The organism is Aurantiacibacter odishensis (assembly GCF_003605195.1).
GTDB classification, from domain to species: domain Bacteria; phylum Pseudomonadota; class Alphaproteobacteria; order Sphingomonadales; family Sphingomonadaceae; genus Alteraurantiacibacter; species Alteraurantiacibacter odishensis.
This window is the reverse complement of sequence record NZ_QYOS01000024.1, coordinates 217,501-242,388: the sequence shown is the minus strand read 5'-3', so window position 1 is coordinate 242,388 and position 24,888 is coordinate 217,501. Positions and strand designations below refer to the sequence as shown.

Sequence of the window (24,888 nt, the reverse complement as noted above, 5' to 3'; positions counted from 1 at the left end):
CTGTCTAATTTTTAATTGAACAGTGTTTATTTTAGCTGTAACGGCTACACCCACGACTACACTGAAGGGGTTCGTGGGAATGGTTGAGCTAGTCCTGATCGCGGGGGTTGTGGCGCTGGTATTGCTCTGGCGCCGCGTGCAGGCGCTTGAGGAACGTCTCCGGCAGGTCGAGGATTACGCGCCCGCTGCTCCTCCTCTCGAACGCAGTGCCCCTATGGCTGCGCAGGCGCCGAACGTTTCTGCGCCCACCACTCAGGAACCCGAACCGGAACCGATTCCCGAAATTTTCGAGGAAGAGAAACCCTAAATTAATCCGGAGCCGGTTGCGCCAGAAACGGAACCACTCGCTTCCGAGCCCAAACCCGAAACTCCGCGTCGCCAGTTCGATTTCGAGGATATATTCGGTCGCCAGCTCCCCATCTGGGGCGGCGGCATCGCGCTTGCAATTGCAGGTTTCTTCCTCGTTCGCTGGTCCATCGAGGCAGGCGTGCTGAACGAACAGGTGCGCGTCGCCCTCGGCTTCGCGTTCGGCATCGTATTGCTCGTGGCGGCCGAGGTCGCCCACCGCTTCGACAAACGCCTCGCCGACGAACGCGTGCGGCAGGCCTTCGCGGGGGCGGGCCTCGCCACGCTTTACGCCAGCTTCTATCTTGCGGGCACGCACTACGGCCTGATCGGACCCGCCTTCGCCTTCGCCGGGCTGGCAGTTGTAACCGCGCTGGCCATTGCGCTGTCGTACCGCTTCGGTCTGCCCAGCGCCGTTCTCGGTTTGGTCGGCGGCTTCGCTGCGCCTGCGCTCTCTGGCTCGACCGAGCCGAACCTGCCGCTGCTCGCCACTTACCTCGCCATGGTCACCGGCGGCCTTGTAGCAACTGGCAAGCGCCAGCAACGCTCTTGGCTGGGTCTTGCGGCACTGGGCGGCGCGCTGGGCTGGGGCCTCGTGATGCTGGTTGCCGGGCCACCCGACGAGGCCGGCGTGCTCGCAATCGGCGGCTACCTCGTCCTCATCGGCACCATGCTGCCCGCGTTGCTGGGCACGGGTCCGCTGGGCAAGATCGGCCGCCTCATTGCCGCGGCCCTTGCTGCGATGCAGGTCGCCGCGCTGGTCGGGCTGAGCGGTTATTCGCTGCTCGCCTGGGGCTGCTACGTGCTGCTGGCTGGGGCGCTGGCCGTGCTTGGCTTCCGTTTCGGCCGCGTGCGGCAGGCCAGCGCCTTTGCCGCGCTGGTGGGCGCTGGCCTGCTTGCCGCGTGGCCCGCCGCGCCAGCCGGATGGTTTGCGGCCATAACGGCTGCCTTCGCCCTGATCCTTGGCGGCGTACCGCTCCGGCATATCTGGCGAGAACAGGCGCGGGATGTCGACAGGGGTCAGGTCGCGCTGGTGCCGGTGGCGTTGGTGACGGCTGCCTGCTGGCAGTTCGGCCAGCCGCTGGTCGGAGCGCAGCACATGATCCTGGCGCTTTCGGCCACGGCACTGGCGCTGTTGCCAGCGCTGGCTACCTTCGTGCGCTGGCCAAACGAGGATCGCCCGCTGGATATCAGAGTAAGCGGGACGCTGGCTGCAACCGCAGCCCTGATCCTGGCCGCGGGATTCCTCGCCTCGCCCGCTTGGGCCGCCCCGCTAGTGAGCGCCGCCGTTGCAACCGGCCTCTACGCCTTGCTACGCCTGCGGGCCGAACTCACGAAGACAGTCCTGCTCTGGGCCGCCGCCATGATCGGCCTCGTCGTGCTGCCGGGCACCGGCGCCGGGTCCGAATTCGAGCATCTGATCGGCGGCGGAGAGCCATGGAGCGAGTGGCGCGGTCTGCTGCGCTGGGCCGCTGCCGCGCTGCCTTTCGTGCTGCTGGCACTACCCGGCTCACGCGGACGGGCGCCGGCGACGGCGGAAACGCTGGCCGCGCTGCTGGCTTACGGCGCGCTTGCGATGGTGCTGGACTGGCAGGTCATCCCTGCACTACTCGCTGCCGCTGCGCTGGCGATCACCTGGCGACTGCCGCAGCGGGTGGCCGCTAGCCGCACGTGGAGAGTGCTGGGCGTGGCCTGGGCTGCGCCGGTGCTTCTGCCGTGGTCCGAGGCTGGCCTGCTCGCGCTTTCCGGGATGCCTTTCCTGGCAGACGAACTGCCGCCGATGACAGACGTTCTGCGCTTGGCCCTGCCGCTGGCGATCGCCCTCTTGGGCGTGCGCGCGCTTCGTCCTGCAAAGTCGCAAGTGTCTGCAATCGTCGGATGGAGCATGGCTGCGCTGGCAACGCTGGTGGTGGTCCATACCGGGTTCAAGCAGCTTTACTCCATCAGCGACCTGTCGCAGTTCGCGGCGCTGGGCCTCGCCGAGCGGACGACATGGCAGGCGCTGCTCGCGCTTGTTGCTGCAGCTCTCGCCCAACTTCCTGCCCGCGTGGCGTGGCAGGGACACGCGGCAAGGGCCATCGCCATAGTTGCCCTCGTCCACTTCACAATCTTCGGCCTGTTGCTGCACAACCCGTTGCTGAGCGCGCAGGCGGTGGGGCCGTGGCCCCTCGTCAACTGGCTGCTGCCGTCATACAGCATCGGCGTCGGCCTGCTGCTGTGGATGAGGCGCGATGCCATCGGCAGGCTTGCGGCGCTGCGGCCCGCGTTTGACGGCGCGGTCATGGCCTTGATTGCTCTGCTGGCGCTTTCGGAATTGCGCCAGGCATTCTCCGGCTCTGTGCTGACCCAAGTGCCGCTCGGCCAGACCGAGGACCTGCTGCGCTCCCTGCTCGCCATCGTGCTGGCGCTCGGCTTCCTCGGCTGGGGTGCCCGGACGCAGCAGCGCAGCTGGCGCGTGGGATCGCTGGTGCTGATGCTAGGCGCGGTCCTCAAGGTGTTCGTATTCGATGCCGCCGGACTGGAGGGCCTCGCACGCGTCGCTTCCTTCCTCGCCCTGGGCCTCTGCCTGATCGGCATGGGATGGTTCTATTCGCGCCAGTTGATCGACCGGACGGGGGCCAAAGCCGATTGAAGCAATGACCGAACAATTTTCGGACATTTTCAATTTCACCCACGTGAAATGGTCCGAAGACGGGTGGTTTGCCGCCGAAAGTGCCGCTATGGACCCGATTCGAGCGAACCGGACACAATCACCGGAGCGCGCCTTTCAAGCGGCTATTCGTAGGGAGCACGAGCATGCCACTGGTCAATATGAAACCCCTGCTGCGGCACGCCATGGACAATGGCTATGCCGTCGCGGCCTTCAACCTTGTCGATTACAACACCACCAAGGGTATGGTGAAAGCGGCCGAGGCGCTGAACGCGCCGGTTATCTGCCAGACCTCGTCCAAGACCATCGACTATTACAGCCACGAGGAAATCGTTTCCTGGGTGCGCACCTGCGCGGAAAACTCGCCGGTGCCCGTCGTGCTACACCTCGATCACTGCAAGAACCTGGAGATGATCGAGAAGTGCGCCGCGACCGGCTGGACCTCGATCATGATCGACGCAAGCGAGTACCCGTTCGAGGAAAACCTCGAAATGTCCAAGAAGGTGCGCGACATCGCCGAGAAGTACGGCGTGGGCATGGAAGCCGAGCTTGGCCAGATCATGGGCGTGGAAGACGACATGGTGGTGGCCGAGGAAGACTCCGTCCTGACCGATCCCGAAGACGCGAAGAAGTTCTGCGACGCGCTGGACCTTTCCGCCTTCGCCTGCGCCGTGGGCACCGCGCACGGTTTCTACAAGGGTGAACCCAAGGTCGATTTCGACCGTATCAAGGCCATCAACGAAGCCACCAACACCCCGATGGCGCTGCACGGCGGCACCGGCCTTTCGGACGAGACGTTTGCCAAGGCCATCGCCCGCGGTTCGGCCAAGGTGAACATCTCCACCAACCTCAAGCACGTCTTCGTCGAGAGCTTCGAGGCCTATCGCAAGGCCAACCCCGACGATTACGAACCGCTGCGCGTGATCGATGCGCAGTACCAGGCCTGCAAGGACCTGTTCGCAGGCTTCATCGAAAAGTTCGGCGGCAAGGATCAGGGCAGCGCTTTCCTCGCCTCCATGAAAGAGACCGCCTGATGGTGAAGGCGATCATTTTCGATTGCGACGGGGTGCTGGTGGATACGGAGCGTGACGCCCACCGCGTAGGCTTCAACCGCGCCTTCGCGCACTTCGGCATCGATGCCGAGTGGTCCGTCGAACGCTACGGCGAACTGCTGAAAGTCGCGGGCGGCAAGGAACGCATGACGGCCTACTTCGACGAGGATGGCTGGCCCGAGGACAAGGTGGCCGAATACGGCGGCAAGCAGGAACTGATTGCGGCCCTGCACAAGTACAAGACTGCCGAAGTCAGCCAGATCGTGCAGGAACTGCCCGTTCGCCCCGGCGTGCTGCGGATCGTGGACGAGGCGATGGCGAATGGCGTGCGGCTCGGCGTGTGCACCACTTCGAACGCCAGGTTCATCGATGCCGTGCTCGACCTGTTCGGGGCGGAGCGCAAGGCAGCTTTCGAGTTCGTCCATGCGGGCGACGTGGTCTCGAAGAAGAAGCCCGATCCCGAGATCTACGAGCTGGCAACGAAGTCGCTCGGCCTCGATCCGAAGGACTGCGTGGTGATCGAGGACAGCCGAAACGGCCTGCTCGCATCCACCGGCGCGGGCTATCCCACGCTCATCACCACCAGCACTTACACCGTGGACGAGGACTTCTCCGAAGCCGCGCGCGTGGTGCCCGAACTGGGTGATGCGCCAAACCCCCAAATCACACTTGCAGACCTGTCCGCGCTGACCGCATAAGCGCGCATTAGGGAGAGAAAAATGTCGACAATTTCAATCGACCAGGTCGAAAAGACCATCGACATCACCTGCGACACGGTGATCCGCAACGAGAAGTATTTCTCCGATCTCGACGGCCTGGCCGGAGACGGCGATTTCGGCACTTCGCTGGCCACCGGGTTCAAGGTGATCAAGAAGGAACTGCCGGAGATCGACAAGAGCGCCGTGGGCGCGATGCTGCTGAAAATCTCGATGATCTGCTCCAAGCACGTGGGCGGCTCGTCCGGCCCGATTTGGGGCACCGGCTTCATGCGCGCAGGCATGGTGGCGAAGGGGCTGGAGGAACTGACCTATCAGAACCTCGTCGACATGCTCGGCTCCGCCATCGAGGGTATCGTGGCGCGCGGCGGTGCGCAGCGCGGCGACAAGACGCTGCTCGATGCGCTCTGGCCGATCCACGACAAGATGCAGGAAATGGACGGCTCCGACCTTGGTGCCGTGCTGGCTGCCATCACCGCCGAGGCGGACAAGGCAATCGACGAAACCCGCACGCTGGTGGCCCATCGCGGCCGTGCCAGCCAGGTGGGGCAGCGCAGCGCCGACACGCCCGATCCCGGCATCGTCGGTATCGCGACCATCCTCTACGACTGGTGCAAGGCCTACGGCGTCGATTACTCGCCGAATGCCAAGGAACTGAACCGCTAAGAGACAACCTACAAGGGAGAGACCCATAATGAAGAAATTCGTCAACGATCCGGAGAACTTCGTTCCCGATTTCATGGCCGGTATCGCTGCCGCCAACCCGGACCTGCTGGAAGCCATCCCCGAGCACCAGCTGATCAAGCGCCGCAACGTTGATGCCAGCAAGGTGGCCATCGTGCAGGGTTCTGGCTCGGGCCACGAACCGGCGCACGTCATGGCCGTCGGACCCGGCATGCTGACCGCCGCCTGTCAGGGCCCGGTCTTCGCCGCACCGCCAGTGGATGCCTGCTACGAGACCATCAAGTCCGTCGCGACCGATGCCGGCGTGCTGGTACTGGTAAACAACTATCAGGGCGACCGCATGGCCTGGGACATGGCAACCGAGCTGGCTGAGGCCGAGGGCATCAAGGTCAAGCAGTTCCACATCAACGACGACGTGGCCGTGCAGGACAGCCTCTACACCGTCGGCCGTCGCGGCGTGGCGGGCAACTTCTTCGTGATGAAGGCCTGCGGCGCGGCATCCGAGAACGGCGCGAGCCTCGATGAAGTGCTGGCGATTGCCGAGAAGGTGAACAACAACGTGCGCACCATGGGCGTCGCGCTCACCAGCTGCATTCCGCCCGCCAAGGGTGACCCCATCTTCGAAATCGGCGACGACGAGATGGAAGTGGGCGTCGGCATCCACGGCGAACCGGGCCGCGAACGCGCCAAGATCACCAGCGCCGACGAGATCACCGAGACGCTTTACGAAGCCGTGCAGACGGACCTGCCGTTCGAATCGGGCGACCGGGTTGCGCTGATGATCAACGGCCTTGGCGGCACCCCGCCCGCCGAGCTTTATGTCATCTATAACAAGGCCGCGCAGCTTGCTGCCGAAACCGGACTGACCGTGGCTCGCAACTATGTCGGCGAATACTGCACCTCGCTGGAAATGGCAGGTGCTTCGCTCACCATGCTGAAGCTGGACGATGAGCTGGAGAAGCTGCTCGCTGCCCCGGCAGAGACCGCCACGCGCATCTTCTGATCCTGGTCGATCAGAACTGAAATTCCGGCGTCCGGTCCTTCGAGAAAAGGGGCCGGGCGCTGCACTTTCTCGGAACATTGACTCCTGCCTATCCCTTGGTTCGGTATGAGGACATCCGAAAATATCGCCCATAACGACCACACCCTTCCCAGCCGCCGGGAACGCCTGCGCGTGTTCATGCGCCTGAAATCGCAGCGCCAAATGGCCTTGATCGGCACCGGACTGTTCGCTGCCGTGTCATTGGTAATGGGTGTTTCCATGTTAGGCGACGGCAATTCGCCCGACATGGTGAAGCTGGGCGATGGCACCGCCAGCGTGGAGACGATGCCGGTTGCCGAGATTGACCTGCCGCAACCCATGCCTGCTACCACCCCCTCCCCCGCGGAAAGCGCAATGGGAGCAGGAGAGGCAAGCTTCTACGGCAATGAACTGGCGGGTAACCGCACCGCCAGCGGCGAAGCTTTCGATCCACAGCGGCTCACCGCCGCGCACCGCACCCTGCCGCTGGGCAGCGAAGTGCGGGTCACGAACCCACGCAACGGCGAAAGCGTCGTCGTGCGCATCAACGACCGCGGCCCCTATCACGGCACTCGCGTGATCGACCTCAGCTACGCCGCCGCACGCGAGATCGGCCTGATTGCATCCGGCACGGGCCGGGTAAACCTGGCCCTGCTGATTACCTGATCAACGCTCCAAATCAGCGCCCGGCGTCACGCGCGGAGTTGATATCAACGCTCTTGGGGCTTTTCGAGAACAGCGCGGTATAGGGATCGTCACCCGTCTCCATGAGATGGGGTTCGGTGCCTTCACGCACGGTCGTGCGGCGCATGTCGCGCTTGTAGGCGTTATAATCGTATTCACCGCCCTTGTGCATGGTGCACAGGTTGTCCCAGATCACCATGTCGCCGGGCTGCCACTGCCACTTGAACGTGTACTTGTCCTGCGTGGTGTGGGCGATAAGGTCCTCGATCAGCTTGCGCCCCTCGGCCTTTTCCATGCCTTCCACGTCCATCGTGTGCGCAGCGATGAACAGGCTCTTGCGGCCCGATCCTGCATGGGTGTGCACCAGGGGGTGCTTGGCCACGGGCCGTTCGTAAATCTCTTCCTCGCTGACGTCGGCGCCCGCCTTCTTGCGGCTCCACCAAAGGGAGTTGACCCCGACCTTGTCCTCGATCAGGTCCTTCGTTTCCTGCGGCAGGTCTTCGTATGCCGTACGCGCATCGGCGAACCACGTCTCGCCGCCAGCTTCGGCGGGGGGAGTAATATGGGCCAGCAGGATCGAGTAGCTCGTGCGCTTTTCCAGGAAAGCGCTGTCGGTGTGCCACAGGCGGTCGCCCTTGCGGTATTCGATGGCAGCAGGATCGGTGGTGATCTCGCCCTCGAGGTTGAGATTGGAAGCATCGAACAGCTCACGATAGGGCAGCCGCGTCCTCTGCCCCTCGGGCCGCTTGGGCACGCGTTCGAGATAGCCGAAATTGCGGCTGAAATTGACATGGTCCTCGTCGCTCATGCCGGTATCGCGCCAGACGGTGACGCCGTATCTGTCCATCGCGTCGGTAATCTGCCTCACCTCGTCCGCATCCAGTTCGCGGGTCAGGTCCAGCCCCCAGCAGACCGCGCCGAAATTCGGCAGGATGGGTTCGCATTTCAAAGCCATTATCTCGCTCTCCACTTGGCTCGTTCCGGCCAGTTCAATTTCGTGAGCACACCATAACGGCTTTCGGACAAATTGACTATGCCCGATCTGGACAGGGTTCTGGCGCAGCAATGGCCTTCACGCTAGGATGGGGCCATGATCAAGACCATCCTCCCGCTCGCCGCGCTGACGCTCTCCGCCTGCGCAACAACGCCTCCGCCTTTCGATGACGACGGCGATCCCCGGGTGATCGATCCGGCAGCGCAGGCGTGCGATGCCGATGCCGCGCAGGGCCTGATCGGCACCATGGCCAGCAGCGAGGTGGGCGCACGACTGCTGGAATTGACGGGCGCGCGCACCCTTCGCTGGGCACCGCCGCGCGCTGCTCTCACCATGGATTACCGTTCGGATCGCCTGACGGTCTATTACGACGACGATCTGCGGATCGAGAGGATCACCTGTGGCTGAACCCGGTTCTAACGGACCCGACGACGGCCGCCAGCGTATCCCCCCGCTCGGTCCGTTCGAGGAAGCGGCCGGGTTCACCCGCGCCATCCGCGTGGGCGACCGGATCATCGTTTCCGGCAACGTGGGGGTGGAGGAAGACGGCAGCGTCAGCCCCGATGCCGGGCGGCAGGCGGACCGGTGCTTCGAGCAGATTCTTGATTACATCGGCCAATTGGGCGGCCACGCGGGCGATGTCGTGCGCGTTCGCATGTTCGTAACCGATATGAACGATGCTGATGCCGTGACCGCCGCCTTCACCCGCGCGGTGGGTCACGCACGGCCGACGGGAACGCTCGTGGGTATCAACGCGCTCTATAACCCGGAATGGAAATGCGAGATCGAAGCCGAAGCCGTGATCGGAAGCCTGCAATGATCGCCCGCGCCGCAGCGGGCCTTTGCGCCATCGCCCTGCTGGCCGGGTGCGGTGACGATCTGGAAAGCCGCCAGGCAGCGGTTCAGGGCATGGAGCGTGAAGGAGGCGATATCACCGTCCGTCAGGCTGCGCCGGAGGCGAGCGGACCGACTGTCTCGCGCGACAGCGACGGGGATCAAAGCGCCGACGACTTAGACCAGGGTGCGGCCATCGACGTGCCGCCAGAAGCCCTCATCGACACCGCTCAGGGCTTCTCCGCCGACCCGATTGACGACGCAGCGGGTTTCGACCCGACACCCGACAATTCAGGCGGATTCGCGCCCGAAACCATGGCACCGGAAAGTTTCGAGGAATAAGCCGCGAAGAAAGAGGCGAAAAGTTTCACGAGATACCGGTTGCCCCGCAACGCGCCTTTTGACATGGCGCGCCAGCACATCATCCGTGCAGGAGATACGCATGACCGGACAGTTCCAGCTTACCGAAGACCAGCGCGCCATCCAGGAAATGGCACAGCGTTTCACGGCGGATAACATCACGCCTCAAGCGGGCGAGTGGGACGAAAAACACCACTTCCCGGTCGACGTGATCAAGCAGACCGGCGAACTCGGGTTCGGCGCTATCTACGTTTCCGAAGAATCGGGCGGCATCGCCCTCGGTCGGCTCGAAGCCGCGCTGATCATGGAAGCCATGGCCTATGGCTGCCCCACCACCAGCGCCTTCATCTCCATCCACAACATGGCGGCGTGGATGATCGACACCTATGGTTCGGAAGACCTGAAAAACCGCTATCTCCCCGATCTTGTCTCGATGGAAAAGCTCGCCAGCTACGCACTGACGGAACCGTCCAGCGGATCCGACGCGGCGGCCCTGAAGACCACGGCGAAGCTGGACGGCGATCACTATGTGCTGAACGGCACCAAGCAGTTCATCTCCGGCGGCGGCGTGAACGATGTCTACGTCGTGATGGTGCGCACCGGGGAACACAAGACGCGCGGTATCTCGTGCGTCGTAGTGGACAAGGATACGCCCGGCGTCAGCTTCGGGGCGCCTGAAAAGAAGCTGGGCTGGAATGCCAGCCCGACAGCACAGGTCATCTTCGAGGATGCGCGCGTGCCAGTGGCGAACCGCGTGGGCGAGGAAGGCGATGGCTTCAAGTTCGCCATGGCGGGCCTCGACGGCGGGCGGCTGAACATCGGCGCCTGCTCGCTGGGCGGCGCGCAGCGATGCCTCGACGAAGCGATCGCCTACACCAAGGATCGCAACCAGTTCGGCCAGTCGATCGCCGATTTCCAGAACACCCAGTTCATGCTGGCCGACATGGCGACAGAGCTGGAAGCCGCCCGCGCCCTCCTATACCTCGCCGCGGCCAAGGTGACCGACGGCGCGCCGGACAAGACACGCTTTTCGGCGATGGCCAAGCGCCTTGCGACGGACAGCGGTAGCAATGTCGTGAACAGCGCGCTGCAACTGTTCGGCGGCTACGGCTACCTGAAGGATTATCCCATCGAACGTTTCTGGCGCGACCTGCGCGTGCATTCGATCCTGGAAGGAACGAACCAGGTGATGCGCATGATCGTCGGCCGCGACCTGCTCAAAGACTAAGGACTCTATGACCGATCTTCTCAACCTGCACACGCATGGCAATGTGGCGCACATCTCGCTCAATCGCCCCAAGGCGATCCATGCGCTGACGCTGGAAATGTGCGAGGCGATGGGCCTGGCCCTGCTCGGCTGGCGAGAGGACGAGGCCGTCGAGCTGGTCCTTCTCGACCACGCAGAGGGCCGCGGTTTCTGCTCCGGCGGTGACGTGGCTTTGCTGCGCAACTCCGCCACCGAGGATGACGGCGTGCGCGGGCGTCAGTTCTTTCACACCGAGTATCGGCTGAACCATCTGCTGTTCACCTACCCCAAGCCGGTTGTCGCTTTCATGGACGGCGTGACCATGGGCGGCGGTGTGGGCATCAGCCAGCCGGCCAAATACCGCGTGGCGACCGAGAATACCAAGTTCGCTATGCCCGAAGGCTCCATCGGCCTGTTCCCCGACGTGGGCGCCGGCCATTACCTGCCCCGCCTGCGTGGCCAGGTGGGCAAGTTCCTGGCTCTCACGGGTGCGCGGCTGGACGGGGCGGAGTGCCTGTGGGCAGGCCTTGCCACGCATTACATCGAGAGCGCGAAGCTGGCCGAAGTGAAAGCGCGCCTGATCGCCGAGCCGGGGAACGTGGAAGCGATCCTCGATGAATTTGCCAGCGATGCGCCGGAAGCAAGGCTGGAGCGCAACCACCGCAAGATCGACCGGCTCTTCGCTCCCGAAACGCTGGAAGGCATCATCGCCGCGCTCGAAGCGGATGACAGCGACTGGGCCGCGAAGGAATTGGTTGCCGTCCAGTCAAAGTGCCCGACAACCAGCAAGGTGGCCCTGCGGCAGTTCGAGGAGAACGCCGACTGCAGGAACTTTGCCGCCAACATGGCGATGGAGTACCGCGTGGCCAGCCGTATGATCATGCGGCCCGATTTCGCCGAAGGCGTGCGCGCTGTGCTGGTGGACAAGGACAACGCGCCCAAGTGGGATCCCGCCGAGCCAGAGGGCGTGACCGAGGATATGCTGGGCGCAATCTTCGCTCCCCTGCCCGAAGCCGAGGAATGGACGCCTTTCCCGTCCGCGTGAGGCGTTACGCGCCGCAAGCGTCCAGCAGGCTCTCCACCCTTCCGCGATAGCTGCTGCCGAAAAGGCGAAGGTGAACCAGCATCGGCCACAGCTGGTACGCAGGCACCCGCTCGCGCCAGCCGGGCGCGAGATCGCTGTCAGCGAAGAACGCTTCGGGCGGGCTGCCGAACACCTGCAGCATGGCGAAGTCCACTTCGCGGTCGCCGTAGTGGCAGGCAGGGTCGATCAGGGCCGCGAGACGGCCTTGGTGGAAGAGGACATTGCCGCTCCACAAGTCCCCGTGCAGCAGGGCCGGTGACGGATTGGCGGGCAGCAGGTCCGGCAATTGCGCCGCGACCGTTTCCAGCCGAGACGCAAGAGCCGCATCGACATGCTGGCAGAACGGCAGCATGCGCCGCTCGGCCCAGAAGCGCGGCCAGTTGTGCAGCGGGTCGTTCGAAATCGTGACGCTGCCGAAGGCGTAGTCCACGTCCCAGCCGTAGGCGCGCTCCTGCGGCGCGTGCAGCAGGCGCAGCGCCTCGGCCATGCTCTCCCACCCCGCGCGGCCATCGGCTTCGACGTGTTCCATCACCAGCAGGTCGCCGTCGCAGTGCAGCACCTCGGGCGCGGGCGCTCCGCTTGCGGCGATCGCGCGCAGCATCGCGCCTTCGCGGGCGACGAGGTGTCCGCTCTTCGCCACCACCGCCCGGCCGTCCGCCAGCGTGACCAGTGAAGCGCCGCCCAAGTCTCCGCCGGGCAGTTGTCTCGTGTCGAGGACCGCCGCGCCCATTGCCGCCTCGATGGCGCGGGCAAGGCTCGCTTGGGCAGGGCTCACGAGAAGCGGGCGACCAGTGCCTGGGCCGCCGCGTTCACATCGGCCCACGTCTGCGCGAAGCCTTCCGCACCACCGTGGTATGGGTCGGCCACGGCCTGCCCCTCGCGCCCAGGCACCAAGTCCAGCAGCAAGGCGATCTCGGCGGTGGTTTCGCCGGGAGCGAGTTGGCGCAGGTCGCGCAGGTTGTCGGCGTCCAACGCGAAGATGTGCGTGAAACGGGTGAAGTCGTCGTAGGCGACCTGTCGCGCGCGCAGGGTCGTGATGTCGACGCCCTGTTCGCGTGCCACCTCTATTGCCCGCGGGTCGGGCGGGTTGCCAACGTGCCAGTCACCCGTGCCCGCACTGTCGATCTCCAGCGCCAGCCCGGCTTCCCGCGCGGCAGTGCGCAAGGCACCTTCGGCGAGGGGCGAACGGCAGATGTTGCCGAGACAGACGAAGAGGATTGCGGGCGCTTCATTCATGCGCCGCACCCTATCACGCCGGCCACGGCCCCGTAATCACCAGTGTCATCGTCGGGCTGTAGGCGTTGACGAACAGCGTGCGCCCATCGGGAGAGAAACATGCGCCCGCCAGTTCGGTCTGCCGCCGCAGCAGGGCCAGCGGATAGGCCGCCCCCTCCGGCGTGATGCCGCGCAGGTGGTTCTGCACCACGTCGTCGTAGCTGTCTTCGCACACCACGAGGTGCCCGAACGGGGCCACGGTCAGGTTGTCGCCGTAGCTGTATTCGCTTTCGTGCGGGCTTTCGTAGAACAGTTCCAGCACATCGGCGCTGTGAATGTCCGGCTGCAGGCGGAAGATCTGCCCCTCGCGCGCCGCGCCGCCGCTGGTGCAGGTGAAGAACAGCTCGCCCTCGCCCATCCAGATGCCTTCGCCCCGTGCGAAAAGCGCCGCCCCCTGTGCCGCGCCGCGCTGGCGCAGGTCGTCCCTGGGCGCTTCGACATCGTCCAGCGTGATCCACGTGCCGCGCGCCGTGTCGCCTGCAGCAATGCTGCGGGCGGACCAGTTGCGCGTGTCCCCGATGCCCTCCAGCACCAGCGCCTGCAAGGTGCCGCCGCGCGCCAGCTGGCCGGGATAGGTGGGAAGGAAGCGGTAGAGCAGCGAATCGTCGCGGTCTTCAGTGAGGTAGACGATGCCGCTGGCGGGATCGACGCAGACCGCCTCGTGGTTGAAGCGGCCCATGGCTTTCAGCGGCACGGGGTCGACGAGGCCCGGCGCGTCGGCGGGCACTTCGAATACCCAGCCGTGATCCTGGTTGATGCGGCCATCGGCGCGGTCGGTGTTTTCCTCGCAGGTCAGCCAGCTGCCCCACGGCGTGATGCCGCCCGCACAGTTGCGGATCGTGCCCGCCAAGCTGCGATACTCGCGCTCGACCTCCAGCGTGGCGGCATCGAGCACCAGCGTGGTCGTGCCGCCTGGCAGCGGGCGCAGCGAGCGTGCGACGGTGTCGAAAGCGGGGCCGGGCGGAATGTCGCCGCCCTCGTGCTCCGGCTTCAGCTCGTGGTTGCGCACCAGCGCCAGTTTGCCGTTGCCGAGATCGAAACAGCCCATGCCGTCAGCCCTGTCAGGCACGGTGCCGCCATCGCTCATGGCATCGCCGAGACGCGAGATCACGCGGTAAGAGAAGCCTTCGGGCAAGTCGAACATGCCTGCGGGATCAGGCACCAGCGGCCCCACCGGGCTGGCCGCGCCCGACAGCGCGGGGCTGGACGAAGCGCTTGGCCCCAGCGACGTGCAACTGTTGAGGTAAAGGCCAGCGAAAGCCGTCCCGGTCAGGCCGAGGAACTGGCGACGATTTGATAATGACATGCGGTTTGCGAACCCTGGTGAAGCCTATCGTTTGCGACGCCTCAGCCTCTTGAACGTGAATTGTGCCAGTTATGTTGCAGCGGTGAACCTGGAACACCGAACCGGCGCTTTTGAAAAACTCCGAATCTCCGGATTTGTGCGACCTATCAGATATATAGGCGCAGTTTTGCGGTGCAAGGTGTAACCTTCCGCTGAGCCGATGTGTTTCGCAGGATTTGGCCATGCCGGGGTTATCGACGCGGCCATCCAGTGTAGGACAGAAGCCTCTCAGTCGGCGAGGTAGGCCGCGATCGCCTCGATTTCGGCGTCGCTCAGTTCAGCCTTCCGGAAGAACGGCATCGCGCCCGATCCGCGCCGCACGAACAGGGTGAGGACCGGGGCGGAAAGGTCCGTGCGGTCCTCCAGCGCGGCGGGCAGGCGGCCCTCGTATTTCGCCGCCAGCGCAGCGGTGCCGGGCAGCATCGCAGAACGGTCGTCTCCCGGCCCGCGACCGTGGCACGGCGCGCATTGCCGCTCAAACACCTGCCGCCCGTGGATGACCTGTTCGTCCTCATTCTGCGCGGCGACCGACAGGGAAACAGCGCCCAAAAGCGCCAGCGAAGCAAAAAGAAGCCTCATGCGCGCGCCCCTTCACGGAAGCGGGCGGGCCATACGCCGCCCCGGCCCGGCGCGATGATGCCGTCGGGATCGACCGCGTCCTTCATCGCTTCCAGGAATTTGCGCAGCGAACCGCCGTTGAAACTGTAGGTCGCCGCCACATCGTCCTGGTAGATCGGCGCGGCGCGATAGTCGCCCCAGCCGTGCTCTGCCGCGACCGCGACCATGTGCTTCATGGCGCGGTGGACCATCGCGTTATGCTCCGGATCGTCGCGCCTGATGCTGGGTGCAAAGACCATCTGGAACGTGTTGGAATGCCAGAACAGCGGCGCAGTGACGGCGCTGAAATAGGGCGGTAGCGGGAATTGACGCTGCGCATCGCCCAGCACGCGCTGCATTTCGAACACCGCCTCCCCGTCACGCGGAAGGACAGGGAAGAAGCCGACGTGTCCATCGTCCCGCACGATCTCCCAGATGCCGAGCGAGGGAATGCCCAGCGCGCCCTTGCGGCGTATGGCGGTGGGATAGGGCTGGGTGTCGTTTTCCAGCTGTCGCTCCGTGGCTGGTAGCGCGAAGTGGTCGCCGTCGAGCGCTTCCGCACCGGGAATGTCGGAAAGGATACGGTCCCTGGCATAGTCCCATTGCGCCGCCGTTGCCGCACGCGGGCCGAGGAATTGCAGGTCGATCGCCCAGCTATGCAGGCCTGCGGTGGAAGCCGCGGCGTCCATTTCCGCATCCGATGGCCCGCCCATCTTCGTTGCCAGCGCGGCGAATTCCGGATTGCCCAGCAGTGCGGCTAGCGGACTGGCAAAGCGCACCTCGCTCACCATGCCGCTGTCCGACAGGTAATTCACGTGGTTCACCAGCTTCACAAGGTCGCGCCGCCGGGGCACGCGGATCAGGCCGGTGCGATAATATTCGGGCTGCGGCATCAGGCGGAAACCCATCTTGGTGACGACACCGAAATTGCCCTGCGCGAACAGGCCCGACGGGTCCGGCCCGAACCCGTAGGGGTATTCCTGCCAGCTATCCGCGCCCGGCATCGCACCCATGCCGGTGCGCATCAGTTCGCCATCGGGCAGCACCACTTCCATGCCGCAATGCGCGCCGAAATGGTCGCGGAACTGCGGCATGGTGTAACCAACGCCGCGGTCCAGCGCGTTGCCCACGGGCGATCCCCAGCCGGGATCGGGGCAGTCGATCATGACTTTCAGACCGCGTTCCTGGATGTGGCGGTAGAGATCGAAATAGGACACGCCCGGCTCGACGAGGCAGTAGTTGCGCTCTTCATTCACCTCGATCACGCGGTCCAGCCGCTTCAGGTCCAGCACCGCGCTGCCCTGCACATTGGGCGAGGCACCGCCGTAGCCGAAGTTCTTGCCGGTAGAGATCGGGTGCAGCGGTACGCGGTGGCGCTTCGCAATACGCACCACCTGCTGCACCTGCGCCACGTCGGCAGGGGCGACTGCGCTGCTCGCCTGAATTTCTTCTGAGGTGTTCCACACCGGCGAGAAGGCATCGCGGTAGGGGAACATGTCTGCGTCGGACGACCAGACCCAGTCCCCGCCCACCGTGCCGCGCAGGTCGCTGAGAAAGGCAGCGAAACCGGCCTCGTCCATATCGGGTGGCAGGATACTCATGCGGAAACGCTCGGGTGATGCGGGGCGATGATCCAGCGCACGGCCTCCACGTCCTTCACACGCGGCAGGTCCAGCGGCGTTCGCGAGACGACGCGGCGACCCCGGTCGTTGGCAAGCGTTTCCAGCACGAACAGCGCGTCGGCCCCGGTGATGCCGCCCAGCACGAAGCCTTTCCGTCGCCAGCGCGTGTCGAGTTCGTCATACCACACACCCGTGACATCGCCCGAAAAGCGGAGGACCGGGACGTGCGACACAGCGTTGGGCTGCAAGCGGCCAAAGCGGGTGTCGAGCAGCAAGGCATTCAGCCCTCGCGGGGTGTCAGCGAGAGGCGCGGCAAGGGCACTTTGCCACGTCGTACCGCATGTCGATGCGAAGCCGCTCCATTTCACGAACTCGCGCCGCGAAATCTGCGCGTACCTGCTCATCGCGCAGCCATGATCTCGTTCGCGACGGCCGTTGTTGCGGCAACAAATCCTGCCACTTGGTCATTGGCCACGGTCATTTTCCCAACACCTCTCTGGATTTATACAGTCGTATAAATCAATCGGCGGCGGCTTGTCCAGCCAGAGCTGCGCGGGCGAATGCGAGCAGGAACGACGGATCGTCCAGCGCCCTTCCACCGGGCAGACGGGGGGCGCCATCGATGCGCGGAGGCGGTCCGAGCACGGCACCGGAAATGAAGCGCAGGCGTGCGCGCAATTCGTCGGGGGAAAGGTGCGGGAAATGGGGCGCCATCGCTTCGCGCAGAACGGGGACGAACGTTTCCATGGCGTCGTTGACGAGCCTACGCGCCTCCCCTTCCCCATGCGCGGCGATCTCGTCGAGCACCGCCAGCGCCCGTCCGCCCAGCGTAAAACATGCTTCCCGCTGCATCGGTAGCAGCCAGGTCTCGAGCAGAAGCCCCGGTTCCATATCCGGGCTGATGGTCTGCCACTTGGCGAGGATATGATCGAGATTGCGCCGAGCCAGTTCGACCAGCAGGTTCTCGACGGTCCCGAAATGGTAGGTGACGAGTGTGGGGTTCACCCCCGCCTGCTCCCCCACCTTGCGCACGGACAGGCCGGTTACGCCGCGCTCCACCAGGATGCGCTCGGCCGCAGACAAAAGCCTTTCACTCGTGGTCTGGTCGCTCATTTCGCAGACATGCCCAAGCGCGAGTGCACCGACAAGGCCAAGCATCAACCGGGAGAGCGTTCCGGGCACGCGACGCGATTCGCTGCATATCCGCCGAAGACGGCACCGTTTGAAGAGCGGCGATGATGCACCGAACGGGGAGGCGCTTGCTCCCGAATTTTCCTGCGGAATAATCTTTCTTCTGAAAAGGCTTAGCAGACTCCACCATGCAGGCGAGAGTCCCTTCCTTGAAGCGATCTTGCGAAGTCGCTGGTCGGCTGGCATACTCTTCCCATGGCTAGGTGCTTTTTCTGCCCCATTCACGGCCAGGTAGCCGTACGCCGCTCGGTCGAGTTTCATCTCACCGACTGGTTCGACGAGTGATACCCGTCCGCGCGGGATAGGCGCGGACTTCGGGCACCTCGTCTGACCAGATGAGACCGCTTTGCCGACATTCCGGGCCCGTCCCCGACCATTCGCCACACGACGCTTCGTCGCGAATTACGGTTCGAGGGATCACACCATGTCTTCACACACGAAATTCCGTTTCGGTGCCACCAGCGCCGCCGCCCTGCTGCTCGCAGGGATTTCCACGCCTGCGCTTGCCCAGGCTGACAATACACCCGGCAATCCGGAGGCGGATAACGCCAGTACCGACGATACGATTGTCGTCACCGGGAGCCGCATCGAAGGCCTGCCCACCGATGGGCCGGTCCAGACGGTCACGGTCTCGCGCCAAGACATCGTCGAGTCGGGCGCCGCCACCGTTATCGAGGTGTTGCAGGACCTGCCCGTCGCCGTCGGCGGCGGCGCAACGTTCTCCACGGCCACGGCCGGGCCGCTTTCATCGGATACGCCCGTGGGCGCTTCGGCGGTTTCCCTGCGCGGTCTTGGCGCATCCTCTACGCTGACCCTCATCAACGGTCGGCGCGCCCAGATCAGCGCGTTCGCTCGCGGGCAGGAAAGCTTCATCGATGCAAGCTCCATCCCCCTCGCGGCGGTCGAGCGGGTGGAAGTCCTCCCGTCCGGCGCGTCGGCAATCTACGGTGCGGACGCTGTCGCAGGCGTGGTGAACTACGTGTTGCGCGAGGATTTCGAAGGACTGGAACTCAGCGCCAGCTACGGCAATTCCACCGCCGGCACGGACGAGGGCCGCTACAATCTCACCGCCGTTGCAGGTGCCCGGATCGGCGAACGCAACTCGGTGATGCTGGTCGTCGATTACTTCAAGCGCAATCCCTTCTTCCTGCGCGACCGGGCGATCAGCCGCGACAGTTTCCGCCCGAGCCAGCAGGGCTTCTATCCCAGCTTCAACGACCTGTTCTTTCAGTTCTTCGACCAGACGGAAGAACCGCAGGACGGCGGCTGCGCGGCTGACGACTTCGGCTCCGGCAATCTCGGCGAATTCTGCGAGGTGAACACCAATGCCTTCGTCTCGGTGCAGGACCGGATGGAGACCATTGGCGGCCTCTTCACCCACCAGTTCGAAATCTCGGACACGATCACCTGGTACAACGACGTGCTCTACAGCCGCGTGGAATCGCGCGGCGTCAGCTCGCCCGCAAATTTCTCGCGCGCGCCGATCGATCCGGAAAACCCCTTCTGGCCAGCCGCCTTGCAGGAAGATATCGTGCAGGAGGGCTCGTTCGAGGGAGCGACCGATTTCAGCGACTTCTTCGGCTTCCCCATCTACGCTTGGGGCAAGATCCCCGAACCGCGCGCGGTGGAGATCGAATCCGACAGCTATCGCTGGACCACCGGCCTGCGCGGCGAAGCGGGCGGTGACTGGAATTACGACATTGCCTTCCTCTACGGCGGCAACGACCGCGTGCAGCGCGGCGTTTCCGGCCTCGCCATCGCGCGAAATTTCTACGATCTCAACCTCGGCAACGTCTGCACCGATGGTTCGCGCGTGGAACGCTGGGACGTGGACCTAGGCCGTCCCGATGCCGACTTCGTGGGAGACACCTGCGAGGATATCGGCAAGACGACGCTGTGGTATAACCCGTTCGGCGGGCAGACCACGCAGGAGGCGGGCGTTGCCGAACTGCTGGCAACGCAGGCCGAACGGACCGGGCGCTCCAAGCTCTACTCCGTCGATGGCAATGTGAACGGCACGCTGCTGGAGCTGCCTTCCGGTCCGCTGAAGGCGGCATTCGGTGGCGAGTTCAGGCGCGAGACATTGCGCGATACGCCCTCGGGCGTGGCCGTGGCCACGATCGACAATCCTGAGCCCATTCTCGGCTTCTCCTCCACCAGCGCAGCGGCCAGCCGCAACAGCTGGGCCGTCTACGGCGAAGTCTACGTGCCGGTGGCAGACGGGTTCGACCTGCAACTGGCCGGCCGCTACGACGACTTCCAGGGCTTCGGCAGCGACTTCAATCCCAAGGTCGCAGCGCGCTGGCAACCAGCGGACTGGATCGCTCTGCGGGCCAACTACTCCACGTCGTTCCGCGCCCCGTCGCTGGCACAAAGCGGAGCGGGCGTGCTGCTCAGTTCCTACCGCGTCGATTGCGAGGCGACGCCCGGTGCCTGCGACGGCGATGCCAGCGCCGACGGCGAGGCGCTGCTTTCGGAAGACGTGGGCAACCCCGCGCTCGGGGCCGAGAACGCGCGCAGCTTCGGCGGCGGCGTGGTTGTCACCCCCACGCCCGATATCGAACTGCGGGCCGATTACTGGAACATCCGCCACGAAGACCTTGTCGGCATCGACGAGGACGACTTCATCCGCCGCGCGCTGGCGGGCGAATTCGCCGTGGTGGGCGCAGGCGAATTGCCGACCGGCACGCCCGGCCTCGAAGTCGCCAACGGCTTCGTGACCGATGCCCATTTCCAGATCACCAATCTCGGCTTCCAGAAAACCGACGGGATCGATTTCGGCTATACCCATCGCCTGGGCGGCGGATCGGTCGGTGATTTCACCCTCACCTTCGATGCGACGAAGATCCTGAACTTCGAGCGGCAGGCATCCGATGCCAGCCCGCTTGAACAGCTGGCGGGCGACTATCTCTACCCGGATTTCATCGCCAGCGGAAAGGTGCGCTGGCGCAACGCCAGGTGGCGGGCGAGTGTGTCGGGCCATTACAAGAGCGGTTACAGCGACGATCCGTCCAACCGGACGCTGGAGGCGCTGGGCCTGCCGCTAGATGCGGATTACGAGGTGGACGACTATCTCACCTTCGACATGAGCGTCAGCTACGACTTTGCCGAAGACAGCTTCATCCAGCTGTCTGCCCGCAACGTGCTCGATGCCGATCCGCCCCGCGTGCTCGGCTCCTCCTCCAACGTCGACCTGTTCAACCACGACCTGATCGGCCGCTACGTAACTGTGCGCGTGACCTCGCGCTTCTGAGGTTGCAAGGTCGGAACCGGCAAGGCCGGGATCTGCTGACGAACTCGGCTGATCCCGGTCCCGGTCTATCGGGAGAAGTCGATGCTTGAAGAGCGAGAGGCTGACGCAGCCCCCGGCGAAAGTGCGAGGTCGCAGGTCTGGCGGATGCCGGATACCCTGCTGATCATGTTCGTCCTCGCGCTGATTGCCTGGGCGGCGACCTTCGTGTTCACGCCGGGCCAGTTCCAGGTTGCTGGCGACCCTGCGCGGATCGTGCCCGGCAGCTATCAGCCTGCCGGGGCCGTCATGCCCGCACCGATCATCGGCGGGGAGGAGCGTGCTGGTTTCCTTGATTTCCTGTTCGCGGGACTTGTGACGGGCGACCGCTATTCGCCCACGGTGGGGCTGATGGCTTTCATCATCGTGCTGGGCGGCGTGTTCGGCATGATCATGCGCACCCGCGCCATCGATGCCGCGCTCGAGGCTTCGCTGCCGGGAGGAAAAGCGAGGAGCGAGACGCTGATCGTGCTGCTGTTCGCCAGCTTCTCACTGGGCGGCGCGATCTTCGGCCTTTCGGAGGAGGCGATAGCGCTGACCCTGATCCTCGCGCCAGCCCTGTGCCGCGCGGGGTACGATTCGATCACCGCTCTGCTGGTCTGCCTGTGCGCGAGCCAGCTGGGCTTCGCCACGAGCTGGATGAACCCGTTCAGCGTCGTCATCGCCCAGAGTATTGCCGATCTTGCGCCGATGTCCGGCATGTGGCCGCGCGTCGCGCTCTGGACAGTCTTCACGGCCTTGGGTGCCGCGTTCACCTGGCGCTATGCCCGTGCTGTCCGGCTCGGGATGCGTCCCGGTATCGGAATGCTGAACGAGGGCGCGGAGCAGGATCAGGTTGGCAAGTTCGGCGCGCCTCACCTGCTGATACTGCTGACGCTGCTGGCCGGCGTTGCGTGGGTCGCATGGGGCGTTACCGCGCGGGGATATTACCTGCCGGAAATCGCCGCGCAGTTCTTTGCGGTCGGCATTGCCACCGCCGTGATCGCTCGCCTCGGCCGTATCGAGGGCGGTTCCCCCAGCGAGATGATGAGCGCTTTTCGTGATGGCGCGGCGCAATTGTTGCCAGCCGCAATCATCGTGGGCGCTGCCAAGGGCATCATGCTGGTGCTGGGCGGAGACGATCCGGCCAGCCCGTCCCTGCTCAATGCCCTGCTGGCTGGTCTGGCAAACGTGACGGCAATGGTGCCTGACTGGTTGACGGCGTGGTCGATGTATGTCGCGCAGAGCGTATTCAACTTCGCAGTCTCGTCCGGTTCCGGCCAGGCGAGCATCACCATGCCGATCATGGCACCGCTGGCAGACCTCTCCGGCGTCACCCGCCAGACCGCGGTGCTGGCCTTCCAGCTGGGCGACGGGCTGACCAACCTTGTCGTGCCGACCTCGGCAACCCTGATGGGCTGTCTCGCTGCGGCTCGCGTGCCCTACGGCACGTGGCTCGCCTTCTTCTGGAAACCGATGCTGGCGCTGATGGTGCTGGCGAGCATTGCCATGATGCTGGCGCATGGAGGAGGCTTCTGATGCTGCAAACACGACTGGTAGCACTTGCCTGTGCCGCGCTGGTAGCGGCCTGCACCGTGCCCCAGGTGCGCGCCGAACCCGGCACTCTGGTCATCGTGGGCGGCGGGCTGGAGCCCGACAACGCCGAAATCTTCGCTGCGTTTCTGGAGGCGCGTCCTTCGAGCCATCCCACGATTGCGATCATCCCCGCCGCTTCGGGCGAACCTGCCCGATCCGCAGAGGCGTTTCGCGAGGCGTTGATTGCGCATGGCGCCGATGCCGACGCTATCGAGGTGGTGAGGCTGGCCGTGATGGACGATCCCGCCACTGCGGATACCGACGAAGCCCGGTGGGCCGCCAATGTCGACAACACCGAAGAGATCGCTCGCGTGGCTGAGGCGGGCGCCATCTGGTTCACCGGGGGCGACCAGTCGCGCATTACCGGCCTCCTGCTGAACACGGAAGGGCGGGACACGCCCATGCTCGCCGCGATCCGGGCGCGGCTGCGCGATGGCGCGGTGATCGGCGGCACCTCGGCAGGCGCTGCCGTGATGAGCGACCCGATGATCACGCAGGGCGATACCCTTGCCGCGCTCCTGCCCGATACCCAGGCCGAACCCTTGCAGGTCGGGCGCGGGCTGGGCTTTGTCGCAGACATGCTGGTCGACCAGCATTTCGGCGAAAGAGCGCGCCTCGGTCGTCTCGCCGCCGCTCTCCTGCGCGAAGGCCAGCCGCACAGGAGGGGCGCAGGTATCGACGAGAACACGGCGCTTGTCCTGAGAACCGGCAGCAACACCGCCCGCGTGCTTGGTGAAGGTTACGTGACCTTTCTCGACGCGCGTATGGCCGAGCTCGGCGTTGGGGAAAGGTTCGGTGTCACTAATCTCGGGATCTCTCTGGCCACCAGCGGCGATGCTCTCGACCTCGTCACGGGAGGAGTGACCCCTGCGGGGTTCAAATCCGCCACCGTCGGCAACGAATACTTCGCCACTGCGCCAATCACCGGCGGCGGGATGGCGCTCGGCGCCACCTCGCTGGCCGATGTCGCCGGGGAGGCGCTGATCGACAATTCGGCTGCGCGAACGGTCGAGTGGCACTCGTTCTCCAACGGTCACGGCGTCACCTATCGCTTCACCCAGACCGACGCCTCGCGTGGCTGGTGGGGACGCGGCCCCGATGGGGTTGCCCGCTATGCCCTTGAAAAGGTCCGGTTCGATATCGAGCCGATCGACGTGACTATAAGAAGAGCAGGAAACTGATGTCGCAGAAACATGTCATCGCACTGCACGGCGGAGCCGGCGTAAATCCGGACCGTGACTACGCAGAAGTGGAGGAACACCTCGGCGTGCTCGTGCATGTATGCGAGGCAATGCTGGCTGACGGCGAGGATGCCATCGATACGGTCGAACACGCCGTGGCCCAGATGGAGCAGAGTGGACTCTATGTTGCCGGTCGCGGCTCGGCACCCAATGGCGCAGGGATCGTGGAATGCGATGCCGCGATCATGGACGGCGCACGGCTTCGTGCGGGCGGGATATGCGCCGCGCCCGGAATAGCCCTGCCGATCAGGGCCGCGCGGGCGGTGCTGGAGCATACGCCTTACGTGCTGCTTGCCGGCGAGGGCGCCCGCGCCTTCGCCATCGAGCGGGGTATGGAACTCGTCGAGGAGCCCGACGCACACTACCGGCTGCCCGTAGGGGTCGAGCGCGAGGAGACGCTCCGGCTGGACGAGGGGCTGGCGCATGGCACTGTCGGCGCTGTGGCGCTGGACCGGAACGGCGCGCTTGCAGCCGCCACCTCCACCGGCGGCCTCCTGGGGAAGCGTGCCGGGCGCGTGGGGGACACGCCGATTACAGGCATCGGCAACTGGGCGGATAGCGAGGTCGCGGTCAGCTGCACAGGTATCGGCGAGGCGTTCATTTACGCCGGCGGAGCCCGGACCCTGGCGGCGCACGTGGCTCTGGCCGGAGAGAGCCTGGATCAGGCTGGTCAGGCATTGTTGCATGCCGTCGCGCGGCATGGCGGAGACGGAGGCCTTATCGCGGTCGATCGCAGCGGCACTGTTACCATGCCGTTCAATTCCGCCGGCATGAAGAGGGCTCTCGCCGGTTCCGAACTCCAAACTGTCGTCCGGATCCTGTGACGCAAGCGCGAAGTCTGGTTGAGTCCCGGGGCCCGACGGTCCCGCTTCAGAAACTGTACTCGATTCCGATCAGAAGGGCGTGGCCGACTTCGTCTTCAGGATACCGTAAGTTGTCGAGAGTTGCTGCATGGTGCGGACCTTTTTCGATCCGCCGTCATTGATGCGGTATTCCAGGGCACCGGCCAGCGTCACATTGTGTGCGACATCCTGCTTCAGCCAGCCGCAAAAGAAGTCGGTGTCGACCCGGCTTTCACTTGCG

General features: G+C 64.8%; 25 protein-coding genes (1 of these 25 only partly in view). 16 read left to right on the top strand and 9 right to left on the bottom strand.

What is annotated here, in order from left to right; all coding sequences use genetic code 11:
* Positions 1-79: 79 nt before the first annotated feature.
* The 7 genes from D4Q51_RS15755 (at position 80) to D4Q51_RS10370 (ending at position 7,134) form a co-directional block, all read left to right on the top strand.
* Entirely contained in the window at positions 80-307 is a 228-nt protein-coding gene (locus D4Q51_RS15755; protein ID WP_162925295.1) for a hypothetical protein, read from the top strand.
* A complete protein-coding gene (locus tag D4Q51_RS10395; RefSeq protein ID WP_338068474.1) occupies positions 308-2,977 on the top strand; it encodes a DUF2339 domain-containing protein in 2,670 nt (889 codons plus the stop codon).
* 164 nt (positions 2,978-3,141) lie between these two features.
* Positions 3,142-4,029, top strand: coding sequence for a class II fructose-bisphosphate aldolase (locus tag D4Q51_RS10390; protein WP_120077685.1), 888 nt, complete (start codon positions 3,142-3,144; stop codon positions 4,027-4,029).
* The gene (locus D4Q51_RS10385; RefSeq protein ID WP_120077684.1) at positions 4,029-4,745 is read left to right on the top strand and encodes an HAD-IA family hydrolase; all 717 of its coding nucleotides are present in this window, start codon (positions 4,029-4,031) and stop codon (positions 4,743-4,745) included. Before D4Q51_RS10390 ends, D4Q51_RS10385 begins: the two co-directional genes overlap by 1 nt.
* A gap of 21 nt (positions 4,746-4,766) precedes the next feature.
* Positions 4,767-5,429 (top strand): dihydroxyacetone kinase subunit DhaL, encoded by a 663-nt coding sequence (dhaL, locus tag D4Q51_RS10380; protein ID WP_120077683.1) that lies wholly within the window; start codon positions 4,767-4,769, stop codon positions 5,427-5,429.
* A 28-nt stretch (positions 5,430-5,457) separates the two neighbouring features.
* Positions 5,458-6,450: a dihydroxyacetone kinase subunit DhaK gene (gene dhaK / locus D4Q51_RS10375; protein ID WP_120077682.1), complete on the top strand. Its 993-nt coding sequence runs from the start codon at positions 5,458-5,460 to the stop codon at positions 6,448-6,450.
* A gap of 105 nt (positions 6,451-6,555) precedes the next feature.
* Complete coding sequence (locus D4Q51_RS10370; RefSeq protein WP_120077681.1) at positions 6,556-7,134, top strand: septal ring lytic transglycosylase RlpA family protein; 579 nt, start codon at positions 6,556-6,558, stop codon at positions 7,132-7,134.
* A 13-nt stretch (positions 7,135-7,147) separates the two neighbouring features.
* Here D4Q51_RS10370 and D4Q51_RS10365 read toward each other — a convergent pair whose 3' ends face one another.
* Positions 7,148-8,107, bottom strand: a complete 960-nt coding sequence (locus tag D4Q51_RS10365; protein ID WP_120077680.1) for a TauD/TfdA dioxygenase family protein — start codon at positions 8,105-8,107, stop codon at positions 7,148-7,150.
* A 135-nt stretch (positions 8,108-8,242) separates the two neighbouring features.
* Between D4Q51_RS10365 and D4Q51_RS10360 the strand changes: the two genes are divergently transcribed.
* From D4Q51_RS10360 to D4Q51_RS10340, 5 genes are all read left to right on the top strand, one after another.
* Positions 8,243-8,554 carry an I78 family peptidase inhibitor gene (locus D4Q51_RS10360; RefSeq protein WP_120077679.1) on the top strand — a complete coding sequence of 104 codons (312 nt, stop codon included), beginning with the start codon at positions 8,243-8,245 and terminating at the stop codon, positions 8,552-8,554.
* Positions 8,547-8,966 (top strand): Rid family hydrolase, encoded by a 420-nt coding sequence (locus tag D4Q51_RS10355; protein ID WP_240624677.1) that lies wholly within the window; start codon positions 8,547-8,549, stop codon positions 8,964-8,966. Before D4Q51_RS10360 ends, D4Q51_RS10355 begins: the two co-directional genes overlap by 8 nt.
* Positions 8,963-9,322: a hypothetical protein gene (locus D4Q51_RS10350; RefSeq protein WP_120077678.1), complete on the top strand. Its 360-nt coding sequence runs from the start codon at positions 8,963-8,965 to the stop codon at positions 9,320-9,322. Before D4Q51_RS10355 ends, D4Q51_RS10350 begins: the two co-directional genes overlap by 4 nt.
* 100 nt (positions 9,323-9,422) lie before the next feature.
* Positions 9,423-10,568 carry an acyl-CoA dehydrogenase family protein gene (locus tag D4Q51_RS10345; protein WP_120077677.1) on the top strand — a complete coding sequence of 382 codons (1,146 nt, stop codon included), beginning with the start codon at positions 9,423-9,425 and terminating at the stop codon, positions 10,566-10,568.
* 7 nt (positions 10,569-10,575) lie between these two features.
* Positions 10,576-11,631: an enoyl-CoA hydratase/isomerase family protein gene (locus D4Q51_RS10340; RefSeq protein WP_120077676.1), complete on the top strand. Its 1,056-nt coding sequence runs from the start codon at positions 10,576-10,578 to the stop codon at positions 11,629-11,631.
* A 4-nt stretch (positions 11,632-11,635) separates the two neighbouring features.
* Here D4Q51_RS10340 and D4Q51_RS10335 read toward each other — a convergent pair whose 3' ends face one another.
* The 7 genes from D4Q51_RS10335 to D4Q51_RS15750 all read right to left on the bottom strand — a co-directional run bounded on the left by D4Q51_RS10335 (position 11,636) and on the right by D4Q51_RS15750 (position 17,622).
* Positions 11,636-12,445 carry a fructosamine kinase family protein gene (locus tag D4Q51_RS10335; RefSeq protein ID WP_240624676.1) on the bottom strand — a complete coding sequence of 270 codons (810 nt, stop codon included), beginning with the start codon at positions 12,443-12,445 and terminating at the stop codon, positions 11,636-11,638.
* A complete protein-coding gene (locus D4Q51_RS10330; RefSeq protein WP_120077675.1) occupies positions 12,442-12,906 on the bottom strand; it encodes a low molecular weight protein-tyrosine-phosphatase in 465 nt (154 codons plus the stop codon). The genes D4Q51_RS10335 and D4Q51_RS10330 overlap by 4 nt, the downstream gene beginning before the upstream one ends.
* Before the next feature lie 13 nt (positions 12,907-12,919).
* On the bottom strand, positions 12,920-14,251 hold the full coding sequence (locus D4Q51_RS10325) for an alkaline phosphatase PhoX (RefSeq protein ID WP_120077674.1): 1,332 nt from the start codon (positions 14,249-14,251) through the stop codon (positions 12,920-12,922).
* Between the two features lie 267 nt (positions 14,252-14,518).
* Positions 14,519-14,869, bottom strand: coding sequence for a c-type cytochrome (locus D4Q51_RS10320; RefSeq protein ID WP_120077673.1), 351 nt, complete (start codon positions 14,867-14,869; stop codon positions 14,519-14,521).
* Positions 14,866-16,488 carry an FAD-binding oxidoreductase gene (locus D4Q51_RS10315; protein ID WP_120077672.1) on the bottom strand — a complete coding sequence of 541 codons (1,623 nt, stop codon included), beginning with the start codon at positions 16,486-16,488 and terminating at the stop codon, positions 14,866-14,868. The genes D4Q51_RS10320 and D4Q51_RS10315 overlap by 4 nt, the downstream gene beginning before the upstream one ends.
* Entirely contained in the window at positions 16,485-16,913 is a 429-nt protein-coding gene (locus tag D4Q51_RS10310) for a hypothetical protein (protein ID WP_120077671.1), read from the bottom strand. The genes D4Q51_RS10315 and D4Q51_RS10310 overlap by 4 nt, the downstream gene beginning before the upstream one ends.
* A gap of 115 nt (positions 16,914-17,028) precedes the next feature.
* Positions 17,029-17,622 carry a TetR/AcrR family transcriptional regulator gene (locus tag D4Q51_RS15750; RefSeq protein ID WP_162925294.1) on the bottom strand — a complete coding sequence of 198 codons (594 nt, stop codon included), beginning with the start codon at positions 17,620-17,622 and terminating at the stop codon, positions 17,029-17,031.
* 502 nt (positions 17,623-18,124) lie between these two features.
* Here D4Q51_RS15750 and D4Q51_RS10300 point away from each other — a divergent pair.
* The 4 genes from D4Q51_RS10300 (at position 18,125) to D4Q51_RS10285 (ending at position 24,629) form a co-directional block, all read left to right on the top strand.
* Complete coding sequence (locus D4Q51_RS10300; RefSeq protein ID WP_120077669.1) at positions 18,125-20,953, top strand: TonB-dependent receptor plug domain-containing protein; 2,829 nt, start codon at positions 18,125-18,127, stop codon at positions 20,951-20,953.
* An 81-nt stretch (positions 20,954-21,034) separates the two neighbouring features.
* Entirely contained in the window at positions 21,035-22,507 is a 1,473-nt protein-coding gene (yfcC, locus tag D4Q51_RS10295) for a putative basic amino acid antiporter YfcC (RefSeq protein ID WP_120077668.1), read from the top strand.
* Positions 22,507-23,745, top strand: a complete 1,239-nt coding sequence (locus D4Q51_RS10290) for a cyanophycinase (RefSeq protein WP_120077667.1) — start codon at positions 22,507-22,509, stop codon at positions 23,743-23,745. Before yfcC ends, D4Q51_RS10290 begins: the two co-directional genes overlap by 1 nt.
* Entirely contained in the window at positions 23,745-24,629 is an 885-nt protein-coding gene (locus D4Q51_RS10285) for an isoaspartyl peptidase/L-asparaginase family protein (protein ID WP_120077666.1), read from the top strand. Before D4Q51_RS10290 ends, D4Q51_RS10285 begins: the two co-directional genes overlap by 1 nt.
* A 69-nt stretch (positions 24,630-24,698) precedes the next feature.
* Here the strand turns inward: D4Q51_RS10285 and D4Q51_RS10280 are convergent, their stop codons facing one another.
* Positions 24,699-24,888, bottom strand: the 3' portion of a protein-coding gene (locus D4Q51_RS10280; protein WP_120077665.1) for a hypothetical protein. Its footprint extends 164 nt past the window's final position; 190 of the gene's 354 nt are visible here — the last part of the coding sequence; its start codon lies beyond the right edge, outside the window; the stop codon is at positions 24,699-24,701.